The organism is Paenibacillus sp. MAHUQ-63, from assembly GCF_028765165.1.
GTDB lineage: Bacteria > Bacillota > Bacilli > Paenibacillales > NBRC-103111 > Paenibacillus_E.
Window position 1 is genome coordinate 226,822 of sequence record NZ_JARADB010000002.1, and the last position, 11,561, is coordinate 238,382.

9 protein-coding genes are annotated in these 11,561 nt (G+C 50.4%); all 9 read left to right on the forward strand.

The genetic code is table 11. The annotated features are described in order from the left end of the window. The first annotated feature begins 40 nt into the window (after positions 1 to 40). The 9 genes from PUT07_RS09340 to PUT07_RS09380 all read left to right on the forward strand — a co-directional run bounded on the left by PUT07_RS09340 (position 41) and on the right by PUT07_RS09380 (position 11,547). Positions 41 to 1,495 (forward strand): O-antigen ligase family protein, encoded by a 1,455-nt coding sequence (locus PUT07_RS09340; RefSeq protein ID WP_274467686.1) that lies wholly within the window; start codon positions 41 to 43, stop codon positions 1,493 to 1,495. Continuing rightward, positions 1,437 to 2,804: a lipopolysaccharide biosynthesis protein gene (locus PUT07_RS09345; protein WP_274467687.1), complete on the forward strand. Its 1,368-nt coding sequence runs from the start codon at positions 1,437 to 1,439 to the stop codon at positions 2,802 to 2,804. The genes PUT07_RS09340 and PUT07_RS09345 overlap by 59 nt, the downstream gene beginning before the upstream one ends. Before the next feature lie 27 nt (positions 2,805 to 2,831). Continuing rightward, positions 2,832 to 3,668, forward strand: a complete 837-nt coding sequence (locus PUT07_RS09350; RefSeq protein WP_274467688.1) for a glycosyltransferase family 2 protein — start codon at positions 2,832 to 2,834, stop codon at positions 3,666 to 3,668. Then, positions 3,652 to 4,914 carry a glycosyltransferase family 4 protein gene (locus PUT07_RS09355; protein ID WP_274467689.1) on the forward strand — a complete coding sequence of 421 codons (1,263 nt, stop codon included), beginning with the start codon at positions 3,652 to 3,654 and terminating at the stop codon, positions 4,912 to 4,914. The genes PUT07_RS09350 and PUT07_RS09355 overlap by 17 nt, the downstream gene beginning before the upstream one ends. Next, on the forward strand, positions 4,883 to 6,028 hold the full coding sequence (locus PUT07_RS09360; protein ID WP_274467690.1) for a glycosyltransferase: 1,146 nt from the start codon (positions 4,883 to 4,885) through the stop codon (positions 6,026 to 6,028). Before PUT07_RS09355 ends, PUT07_RS09360 begins: the two co-directional genes overlap by 32 nt. 30 nt (positions 6,029 to 6,058) lie before the next feature. Then, positions 6,059 to 7,159 carry a glycosyltransferase gene (locus PUT07_RS09365; protein ID WP_274467691.1) on the forward strand — a complete coding sequence of 367 codons (1,101 nt, stop codon included), beginning with the start codon at positions 6,059 to 6,061 and terminating at the stop codon, positions 7,157 to 7,159. A gap of 4 nt (positions 7,160 to 7,163) precedes the next feature. Beyond that, complete coding sequence (locus PUT07_RS09370; protein WP_274467692.1) at positions 7,164 to 8,495, forward strand: UDP-glucose dehydrogenase family protein; 1,332 nt, start codon at positions 7,164 to 7,166, stop codon at positions 8,493 to 8,495. Between the two features lie 44 nt (positions 8,496 to 8,539). Next, a complete protein-coding gene (locus PUT07_RS09375) occupies positions 8,540 to 9,910 on the forward strand; it encodes a sugar phosphate nucleotidyltransferase (RefSeq protein ID WP_274467693.1) in 1,371 nt (456 codons plus the stop codon). Between the two features lie 161 nt (positions 9,911 to 10,071). Further along, the gene (locus PUT07_RS09380) at positions 10,072 to 11,547 is read left to right on the forward strand and encodes a glycosyl hydrolase (RefSeq protein ID WP_274467694.1); all 1,476 of its coding nucleotides are present in this window, start codon (positions 10,072 to 10,074) and stop codon (positions 11,545 to 11,547) included. Positions 11,548 to 11,561: the final 14 nt, after the last annotated feature.

Sequence of the window (11,561 nt, forward strand, 5' to 3'; positions counted from 1 at the left end):
AATAAATAGGCTTCCCTGGATCCTGTCAGGAAGCAATCGGATGACGATGCTGTTCGCCGGGATGGCGTTGGTCGTCTCCGTCGTCATCGGTTATGCGGCGGCAAACCTGAATCCTGATCTCAGCATGCAAATTGCAATCCTGTCTGCGCTGCTATTTCCTGCATTCGTACTGGCTTTAATGGATTCACGGCGCTTAATTCCGTATATGCTGCTGGTTTGGGTTATTTGTCCGGAGATCCGAAGAATTCAGGATTGGGCGGAAGGCACGTATCATTCTGTCTCGCTGTTGAGCATAGCACCTCTGTTAACCAGCGCTGTGCTTATCATTCCGATTCTGTCCAAGTTTCACCAGATGGAATCCAAAATGTATAAGCTGCTGATTTATTTGGCGGTCGTGCTGCTGTATGGAAGTTTAATCGGCATCACCAAGAACGGGAGCGGAACCTTCTATGATTTGGCGAACTATGTGATTCCATTGCTGTTAATCCCGTATGCCGCCTTATCCAATTTCGATAACAAATCGCTGGACCGACTTGTTGTAACCTTCTCTAACACAGCCATTTTAGTTGCTGTGTACGGCATTATTCAGTACATCGTCGTCCCCCCTTGGGACTCGTTCTGGATGAATCACGTGGAAATGACTTCGATCGGGCGTCCCTTTCCCTTAGAAATCAGGGTGTTCTCAACGCTGAATTCCCCTGGACCTGCGGGAATGTATATGGGTACGGCGCTGGCGCCAATGATTCTGGAGAAAAAGTGGCGGGGACCGCTCGGCTGGATTGGCGTCATCTTGGTTACGGTCGGGCTGCTGATCACGTTAGTCCGATCAGCTTGGGTCATGCTTTTCATCGATATTGCGATTTATACGGCCGTGTCGGCAGGCAAACAGAAGTGGAAGCTGATCGCTCAATTAACGGCCGTTATTGCTGCCATGTATATCATTATTCCTAAGCTGCCTGGGGCTGAGGGGCTCATAGCCCGGTTGGATACGATGACCGCGATCCAGGAAGACCACTCGTATAATGAAAGACTTGATTTCTTCCATACGGTATTCCCGATGATGTTCTCTACGCCGCAAGGATTAGGGCTGGGCAGTATCGGTGTCGGAACCAAGCTCAGCAACGATGGTGCATTAGGGGAATATGGGATTTTCGATAATGGATTTGTTGCCATCTTTCTAACGTTTGGCATTCTAGGAGGCTTTGTCTTCCTGTGGGCGTTATGGCTTGTCACCCGTTATTTGTTGGCTCAGAAGAATCAGCCGGGTGGGATTACCGCTTACGGCAAGCTGGGACTTTCCGCTTTGCAAGGAAGTATCGTTTGTCTTGTATTTGAGAATGGGTATACGGGCTTGAAAGGCTTTCTGCTGTGGATGATCGTAGGCATCGGCATCATGGCGCATCGAACGGTCGTTCAAGAGAGGAGGCATATGCCAGATGCAGCAGCCAGTCAACTTGAAATTGGTTCGCATAAAGCCACTGTTCGGCTTCATTAAGGCTTTCTTTTCGAGCAAAAGTCATTTGTCATCTTCCGTCAAAACGATGTTTATCAGTGTGCTTATCTTATTGATCAATATGCTTACGGGCATACTTACGGCACGATTTCTTGGACCGTCCGGCCGGGGGGAGCAGGCGGCTATGGTGTTGTGGTCACAATTCCTGGCTTTTAGTTTCACCTTCGGCTTGCCTTCCGCCATTATTTACAACGTGAAAAAGAACATGAAGGATTCCGCCAAGCTGTATTCGACCGCTGTACTCATGGGGCTGTCAGCAGGCTTGCTGGCGATGTGCTTAGGAATATTGGTTCTGCCTTATTGGCTCCGTTCATATTCGGACAACGTCATACTTTTCTCGCAATGGTCCATGGTGATCGTACCTCTGATCGTCTTGTCGCAGATTAATAATGCGATGATGCAGGTAAGAGGCGAGTATAAACTTTTCAATCGTCTGCGGTTCCTTATTCCGCTAAGTACGCTCATCGGCCTTGTCCTGCTAATTGTTACCAAGACCATGACGCCTTACATGTCAGCAGTCGCTTATCTCGCTCCGGCGGTTCCCTTTTACATATGGACGACTGTCCGTTTGCTTAAACAGTACGAATGGGTGATTAAGGATGTTTTTCACTCCTTTCAGACGTTGATCAAATATGGGATTGGTTCCTACGGCAACGATCTGATGGGCAATGTCTCCTATTACATCGATCAGATTGTTATTATCGGCCTGTTGAATCCGGCGGAACTTGGGCTGTATGCGGTAGCGGTGAGCTTGTCGCGTGTGGTGAACATTTTCTCGACATCGATTATCGTCGTGCTGTTCCCGAAAGCTTCGGGATTGCCCAAAGAACAAGTGGTTGAAATGACGTTCCGTGTCTATAGGATCAGCACCTGTGTAGCTTTGTTTTGCTCCCTGATGATTATGCTGGTTGCTCCCTTCGTCATGCCGCTCTTGTATGGACCTGATTTCAAAGAAGCTATCAGCGTGTTTCGCATGCTTCTGCTCGAAGTGTCCATCTCCGGCGGAACCATGGTCTTAGCTCAATCGTTCATGGCCTTGGGTAAGCCGAAGATTGTTACGATCCTGCAAGGCTTAGGGCTGCTCATCGTCATCCCTTTGTTAACGGTACTGATTCCGAAGTTCGGATTAGCCGGAGCGGGAATGGCCATTTTGTCATCGGGTATACTGCGATTCATCTTTATTCTAATTAACGTTAAATTCACTTTGAAAACGAGACTTCCAAGATTATGGCTGAATAAAGAGGATGTTCGTTGGTTACTATCAGCAATATCAGCGTATAAAACCAAGTAATTGGACATTGGGGGAGGGGCGAACGAAATGAGTCACTATCGTGACGCTGTGGGAGTGAATCGAATTTCTGTAGTCATCATTGCGCAAGACGATGAATCGAGAATAGCTAATGCGATCGCCTCCTGCAAGCCTTTTGCAGACGAAATCGTTGTCGTCGACGGCGGGAGCAAGGACGGAACCGTCCGGGTTTCCAAGCAATTAGGCTGCAAAGTGTATGTGAACGCTTGGCCGGGTTATGCCAAGCAGCGTATATACGGCAGCGATCGTGCCGCCTATGACTGGATCTTCGTCATTGATACGGACGAGGTGGTGAGCGAACAGCTGTCGGCCTCGATTCAGAAGCTGAAGAGGGAATTGGCCGATCCGTCCAAAGCGTACTCGGTTCTGCGGATCGGAGACTTCCTCGGACGCTGGATGGGGAAAGGCGAGAAGCTTGTCCGACTGTATAATCGTACGCAGATTCAATATAGGGATAGCTTGGTACACGAAACGCCGGATGTGGCGGGCGAAGATATCATATTCGTGCCGGGCGTACTCTGGCATTACGGTTTCCGCAGCATCCACGATCATCTTCAGCGCTTTAATAAATATACCGACCTGGAAGCGGAAGGCTCGGTAGCCATGGGCAAAAGATTCAGCTTGCTGCGGATGCTCGTTCGTCCTCCCTTACGATTCGTGCAGAAATATATCGTTCATGGCCTGTATAAGAAAGGGGTTCCCGGATTTGCAGTAGCTTTCTTCTGGGGTGTGTACGAATTCCTCATATGCATGAAACAATACGAGCTTGGACTTGCCCGCAAACGTGTCAAGCAGTCCCAAGACGGGCCGATCAAGGAGGGAAAAGCTTATGCAACCCTACAATAATTTGCGGATTCTGTGCACCGGAATGGGCTGGCCGTCCGCTCAGCCCGGCGGTTTAAATACGTATTTCAAGCATATCTGCGAGAGCTTGGCCAACCGTCATGAGCTTGAAGCTCTGGTATGCGTATCAAGCAAGCCGGAAGTGGTCGGACCCCTGCGCGTCACTAACGTCGCCAGTCCCGATTGGAAATTAAGCACAAGGCGCGATGCGTTCCGCATGCATGCGGCAGAATGGATGGATCAGCAGCGCGTTGACGTCGTATATGCACACTTTGCTCCTTACAGCATAGGTGTGGCGAAGGAGGCGAAGGCGCGCAATATTCCGGTTGTCATGACCTTCCATGGTCCCTGGAGCGAGGAAATAAGGCTTGAAGGGAAGGGGCTTAAGCATCGCTTCAAAACAATGGTTGCCAAAAGTTGGGAGATGAAAGCCTACCGGTTGGCGGACGCCTTCATCGTATTAAGCGAAACGTTCCGTGATATTCTTCATCGCCAGTACGGCGTCCCGCTGTCCAAGATCCATATTATCCCCGGAGGAGCGAATGTCTCACGGTTCAAACCGGCTGCGGATCGTTCGTCAATCAGAGAGAAATTGCAGCTGCCTGAAGGGAAGACGATGGTGCTCACCTTGCGGAGGCTGGTCAACCGGATGGGGCTCATTCAATTGCTGGAAGCTTGGCGTGAGGTTGCCAGCGCAATGCCCGATGCCGTGCTGTTCATCGGCGGCAAAGGTCCGCTGCGGGAGGAGCTGGAGAGCCGGATAGCTGAGTATGGGCTGCAGTCAAGCGTCCGTTTGCTGGGCTACGTCCCCGACAATGAGCTTGCCGAGTATTATCAAGCTGCGGATCTGTTCGTCGTCCCTTCTCAAGCCTTGGAAGGCTTCGGTTTAATTACCGTTGAGGCGATGGCGGCCGGCGTTCCGGTCATGGCTACTCCGATCGGCGGGAATCGTGAGATTCTTGAGAAATTCCGGCCCGATATGCTGTTCGCAGGCAAAGACAGCGGAGACATCGCCTCCGGATTGCTTCGGATCTTAAAGCATCCTGAACGGTGGCCGGGGAGCGAGCAGTGCAGAAGCCATGTGCTGGAGCATTATACGTGGGAGCGCGTATCTCAGCAGGTGAACGAAGTGTTTCATTCGGTTATCGACCTTCATCCGCATGCGAGTGGCGGGAAACAATCGGTTGAAGCGATGAGGAAAGGAGGACGGGAACAAGATGAGGGTAGCTTATCTGGATCATACCGCTAGATGGAGCGGGGGGGAAGTCGCGCTATATAATCTCATAACGAATTTTGGCGAAGCCGTGGATCCGATCGTGATTGTAGCCGAAGAGGGAGCGCTGGTCGATCGGTTAAGAGCCAAAGGAATCGATGTTCGCGTTATCCCTCTTAGCGATAAGGTGCGCAACCGCAATCGGAATGCGGTGAATGTCCAAGCGATATCGGGTGCTATGGAGCTCCTGAGCTACGGGAGAAAGGTAGCCAAATTACTCAAAGCCGAGAAGGTTGCCTGTGTACATACGAATTCTTTGAAATCCGCTTTCTATGGAGCGGTAGCCGCCAAATGGGCAGGTATTCCGCTCATCTGGCATATTCGGGATCATATTGGAGTTCCCTATCTGAAGCCGATCGTTGCGCAGGCGATTCGCTGGATGTCCCGCTTGCTGCCGAATGGGGTCATCGCCAATTCCAACTCTACTTTGAATGCTTTGAACTTGCCGAAATCCAAGAAAACCCTAGTCGTCTACTCGGCTTTCGCGAATTCAAAGATCAAGGCGGTACCGAAAGTGGAGAAGGCATGGCGTAAGCCCTATGTCGTTTTACTTGTGGGCAGGCTTGCGGAGTGGAAAGGCCAACATATTCTGCTCGAAGCGGCCAAATCGTTTCTTCCTGACGAGCAGGTTCACTTCTGGTTGGCCGGGGACGCCTTATTTGGCGAGGATGCTTATAAGAAACGCCTGCTGCAGCAAATTGCAGACAATCAGTTGACTAATGTCACCTTACTGGGCCATGTGGACGATGTGCAAGGCTTGATGCAGAAAGCGGACTTGCTGGTGCATACCTCGATCACGCCGGAGCCTTTCGGCCAAGTGATTGTGGAGGGCATGGCAGCCGGCTTGCCGGTCATTGCTTCCAATGAAGGCGGTCCGACCGAGACCGTCGTACATGGTGAAACAGGGCTTCTCATTCAGCCGGGTGACCCGGTCGTCCTGACGGATGCCATTCGCTATCTGCTGGAGCATCCTGAAGAGCGGCGCAAAATGAGCGAGAATGGCCTCAAGCGCGTGGAGCAGCATTTTGTCATCGAACGAACGGTTACCCAAATCACTCATTACTATGCAGGCTTCATTGCGAACTCGTGATGATCCCATAGTGAGTAAAGGATGGATCAAATGAAAATAGCAATTGCGCATGATTATTTGGTTCAAATGGGCGGAGCCGAAAGAGTTGTCGAGGTCTTTCACCAAATGTATCCGAGTGCACCCATTTATACGACCATGGTAAGCAACAATCGTCTGCTCGATGAGCTGCGGGATGCGGATATACGGGCTTCCTGGCTGCAGAAAATGCCCGGAGGAAAGAGCCATTTCAAAGGCATGCTTCCGTTATACCCGCTTGCGATCAAGGATTTCGACTTCCGGGAGTTTGACATTGTGCTTAGCTCAAGCAGCGCCTTCATGAAAAGTATACAGGTGCCGAAGCATACGTTTCATCTCTGTTACTGCCATACGCCGATGCGCTTTGCTTGGGATTATGACACTTATATGGAACGGCAATCCAAATCCAACGTGATGAAGGGCCTTTTGAAGATATATATCAATCAGCTCAAGCAATGGGATCAAAAGACGTCTGCGAATGTGAATCAGTTTATTGCCAATTCCTCCGTCGTGAAGAAACGGATTCGCAATTATTATCATCGCGATGCCGATGTTATTTTTCCGCCGATCAATACGAGCCGCTTTCACAGCTCACCGGTCATTGACGACTATTATTTGATCGTCTCCAGACTGGTCTCCTACAAACGAATCGATCTGGCCGTAGAAGCGTTTAATCGAAACGGGCTGCCCTTGTACATCGTGGGCGAGGGTCCCGATCTGGTCAGACTGAAGGCGATGGCCAAAGGGAATGTTCGATTCCTCGGAAGATTGGATGACGGTACAGTGACCGAGATGATGGCGCAGTGCCGGGCGTTAATTTTCCCGGGCGAAGAGGACTTCGGCATTACGCCCCTGGAGGCGAATGCGGCGGGAAGACCTGTCGTTGCGTATCAGGCGGGTGGCGCGCTGGATACGATCGTGCCTCATGTGAACGGCGTGTTCTTCAAGCGCCAGGAGGTGGAGGATCTGCTGCTCGCCATTGAGGAAGTGGAGGATCATGCTTGGAACGTGAAGCAAATCGTTCAGCACGCGCAGAAATTCGATGAGAAAACATTTATGGATAAATTGAAAAATTACATGACAAAAGCGTATCAACAATTCAGAGAGGGGCAATGATTGTATGGATATTGCAGTGATCGGAACGGGTTATGTGGGATTGGTCTCCGGGGTGTGCTTCGCGGAAACGGGCAATAACGTGATCTGTGTGGACCAGGATATGCGGAAAATCGAAAAACTGCAAAATTTGATTTCCCCGATCTATGAACCCGGCATCGAGCCGCTCATGGAGAAAAATCTGCATGCCGGCCGGCTGGCCTTTACGACGGATTTGGCTGACGCGATCGGCAAGTCGCAGCTCGTGATTATTGCCGTAGGTACCCCTTCATTGCCTAATGGCGAGGCGGATTTGTCTTATATCGAGCAGGCGGCTGCGGAGATTGGCCGAGCGATGAACGGTTATAAAATCATTGCCACGAAAAGCACGGTTCCCGTAGGTACGAACGAGCATATTCAATCGATAATTGCCATGAATACGCAGCATGCTTATGACGTCGTATCCATTCCGGAGTTTCTGCGGGAAGGTTCAGCCATTGAAGATACGCTGCATCCGGACCGAATCGTCATCGGGCTTGATAATCCGAGTCTGGCCGAACCTCTCACGGAGCTGCACCGAGCGTTCACCGAGCAAATTTTTGTCACAAGCATCCGGAGCGCAGAGATGATCAAGTACGCATCGAACGCTTTCTTGGCTACTAAAATTTCGTTCATTAATGAAATCTCTAATATTTGCGAGAAAGTGGGCGCCGATGTGACGGAGGTTGCCAAAGGGATGGGGCAAGACAAGCGAATCGGCTCTTCCTTCCTGAATGCCGGTATCGGCTATGGAGGGTCTTGCTTCCCCAAAGACACCGACGCCTTGATTCAAATTGCCGGCAACGTCGATTATGAGTTTCAATTGCTCAAGTCCGTCGTGGAAGTGAATAAATCGCAGCGGTACAAAGTGATTGCCAAGCTGGAAGCGTCTCTGGGACCGCTTAGCGGCAAAACGGTAGGCATTTGGGGATTATCCTTCAAGCCGAACACGGACGATATTCGTTATGCGCCTTCGATTGAGATCGTTGAGACGCTGATCCGGGCAGGAGCAAGGCTGAAGCTGTACGATCCCATCGCCATGGATAAGTTCAGAGAGCGCATCGATCATCCGGCGATTCAATGGTGCGAGACTGCCATGGAAGCCGCTGGCGGCGCCGATGCGCTTTGCTTGCTGACGGATTGGGAGGAATTCAAAGCTGCCCCGTTGTCACAGCTCATTTTCATCATGGAACAGCCGATTCTTATCGATGGCCGCAATGTGTACAGCCAAGAGCAGATTCAAGGAACCGGGCTCAAATATTATTCCGTCGGACGGCCGGACTTGGTTGGCGTATCCAAGCCCAAAGCTCTCGTCAGATAACCGGCTTGCATCATTACCAATAAACCGAATGGAGCGTGGTATACATGAAATTGATTCTTCTTTCCGGCGGGTCGGGGAAACGGCTGTGGCCTTTGTCCAACGATGCCAGATCCAAGCAATTCTTGAAGGTGCTTGAGGATGAGCAAGGCAGAGACGAGTCCATGGTTCAACGTGTATGGAGACAACTGAAGCATACAGGTCTTGGCGAGGATGCGTACTTGGCGACGAACCGCTCCCAGGTTGAAATGATTGTAAGCCAACTCGGCGGAGAAGCTCCGCTGATTATCGAGCCAGAGCGGAGAGATACGTTTCCGGCCATCGCCCTCGCAGCCGCCTATATGTATGATGTGGAGAGTCTGCCGCTCAGTACCGTGATCACGGTACTGCCCGTAGATCCGTACGTCGATGAAGCTTTCTTTCAGAAAATTAAACAATTGGAAGAGGTGCTGCACGAAACGGAAGCCAATTTAGCGTTAATGGGGGTCGTGCCGACGGTTCCGTCTGAGAAATACGGCTACATCGTTCCATCGGAGGAACGTCTGGAAGGGACCGAGGCGCACGCCGTCCAATATTTCTTCGAGAAGCCGAACCGTGAACAGGCGGCTGTCCTCATCGATCAGAAAGCGCTGTGGAATTGCGGCGTCTTCGCATTCCGTCTCGGCTATCTCATTGAAGTCATGATGGATAAAGGAATCCCTATTCAATATGAGGAAATGATTCGAAACTATCATAAATTAACGAAAATTAGCTTTGACTACGAAGTCGTCGAGAAGGAAGCCAGCATCGTCGTGGTACCCTACGACGGTTTTTGGAAGGATTTGGGAACTTGGAATACCCTCACGGAGGAAATGGGACGTTCCCAAATCGGAACAGGCATCGTAACGACAGATTGCGAGAATACTCATCTGATCAATGAGCTCGACATCCCTGTCACCGTGATCGGCATCCATGACGCCGTCGTTGCCGTGAGTCCGGATGGCATTCTAGTGACGAACAAGTCGGAGAGCCCCCGCATCAAGGAAGTGATGAAAACCATCGAACACCGGCCGATGTACGAGGAGCGCAGATGGGGACGATATCGCGTCATCGACTACGTCAAATACGCTGAGGACAATGAGGTGCTGACGAAACGAATTCTTGTTCACGCCGGTAAAAATATCAGTTATCAGCTGCATTATAAACGTAGTGAAGTATGGACTATCGTGAGCGGCGTTGCGGATATTATCATTAACGATAAGCTATATCAGGTGAAGCCTGGCGATGTTGTGCGGATTCCGGAAGGAACCAGACATAGTATACGGGCCATCACGGATGTTGAATTTATCGAGGTTCAAAGCGGTTCCGATCTGGTCGAAGAGGATATCGTTCGCATATGTATGGACTGGAAGGACATCTCCCTTCACCAATTTATTTAAGTTTTGTTTTGAAACAAAGAACCGCCTTCTGTTCGAATTGGGGAATGGAAGGCGATTCCTTGTTTGAAGGCATAGCTGTATGTAAGGTTTGTGCCGATATATATTTTATATTTTATTTATTCAAGAAGATGGTGAATTCTATTGTGGCAGAGGCGGGTGTAATGAAGAAGGTGGTTTCCTTATTGTTCGTGCTCTCTTTACTATTTCAACCGCAAGCTACGGCGTCGGCTGCTCCGGTCAACCCGCAAGCGTCGGTTGAAGCTAGGGAAGTGCTGCATCAATTATATGCCATCTCGGGCATAAGCACGATTAGCGGGCAGCACGATTACCTGGAAAGTCCGGATGAAATGACGAACCGTGTGAAGGATTGGACAGGGAAATATCCCGGACTTCATGGCTATGAATTCGGCGGGATTATGAATCAATCCGCCGGTCAACTGGCGGCGTTAAGACAAAAGGTTGTGAACAGCGCCATCGCCTGGCATCAGGCCGGCGGGCTGGTCACGCTATCGTATCATCAAAATATTCCCGGTACATGCCTATGTTGGTCGAATGTGCAGAAGGAGATGAGCCAAGCGGATTTCGACAAGTACGTAACCCCGGGCACTCCCCAATATACGAAACTGCTTGCCGATTTGGATGAAACGGCGGCTTATTTGGCGAAACTGAAGGATGCGGGAGTTCCCGTGCTATGGCGGCCCTATCATGAGATGAATGGGAATTGGTTCTGGTGGGGCCAGAAGGACAACTTCTCGGCGCTCTGGAATATCATGTACGACCGATTCGTGCGTGTGCATAAGCTGGATAATCTGCTCTGGGTGTGGAGTCCCATTGCGCCCAATGCGCATGCCGACCCTTATGAGGCCACATATCCGGGGGCCAATAAAGTGGATGTACTGGCGGTCGATATTTATAATAATGATTACCATCCGGATTATTATCAGCAAATCGTGCGATTGGCAGGCGGCAAACCCGTGGCGATCGGCGAGAACGGTGAGCTGCCAAGTGCGGACGTATTGAAGAATCAGCCCCGATGGGCCTATTTCATGACCTGGGGCAAGATGCTGAGTGAAAATAATCATAAAGAGGAAATCAAGTCGTTCTACTCGAATTCGAATATTCTTAGCAGGGAATTTTTCCGGACCGGGCCTATCAAACAGCCGCAGATACAACCGGTATTGCCGATATCGCCGGCGCCAGTAACGCCGGTTAGAAGAAACGGATTGCGGGGCGAATATTTTGATAACAAGGATTTGACCGGGCTGAAGGAGACGAAGACGGATACCCAAATAAATTTCAATTGGTCTAAGTCAGCCGCTTTGCCATCTTTGCAAGCAGATACGTTCTCCGTGAGATGGACGGGGAAGCTCGTACCCGCTTATACCGAAACCTATCAAATCTCTTCCGTTAGCGACGATGGGATTCGTGTCTGGGTGAACGGCAAGTTGGTTATCGACAGTTGGTTTAATCAGAGCTGGGTGGAACGAACCGGAACGATTGAACTTACCGCAGGTGTACCTGTTGACTTGAAAGTCGAGTATTACGATAATCTGAACGGTGCTGCTGTCAAACTGATGTGGAAGAGCCCTTCCCAAGCCAAAGAAATAATTCCAGCGAATGACTTATTACTACCATGAGGGTTGAGAGGTGT

Coding starts and splice junctions, on each gene's coding strand:
- PUT07_RS09340 (WP_274467686.1), top strand. CDS start 41: ATGACGATGCTGTTCGCCGGGATGGCGTTGGTCGTCTCCGTCGTCATC.
- PUT07_RS09345 (WP_274467687.1), top strand. CDS start 1,437: ATGCAGCAGCCAGTCAACTTGAAATTGGTTCGCATAAAGCCACTGTTC.
- PUT07_RS09350 (WP_274467688.1), top strand. CDS start 2,832: ATGAGTCACTATCGTGACGCTGTGGGAGTGAATCGAATTTCTGTAGTC.
- PUT07_RS09355 (WP_274467689.1), top strand. CDS start 3,652: ATGCAACCCTACAATAATTTGCGGATTCTGTGCACCGGAATGGGCTGG.
- PUT07_RS09360 (WP_274467690.1), top strand. CDS start 4,883: ATGAGGGTAGCTTATCTGGATCATACCGCTAGATGGAGCGGGGGGGAA.
- PUT07_RS09365 (WP_274467691.1), top strand. CDS start 6,059: ATGAAAATAGCAATTGCGCATGATTATTTGGTTCAAATGGGCGGAGCC.
- PUT07_RS09370 (WP_274467692.1), top strand. CDS start 7,164: ATGGATATTGCAGTGATCGGAACGGGTTATGTGGGATTGGTCTCCGGG.
- PUT07_RS09375 (WP_274467693.1), top strand. CDS start 8,540: ATGAAATTGATTCTTCTTTCCGGCGGGTCGGGGAAACGGCTGTGGCCT.
- PUT07_RS09380 (WP_274467694.1), top strand. CDS start 10,072: ATGAAGAAGGTGGTTTCCTTATTGTTCGTGCTCTCTTTACTATTTCAA.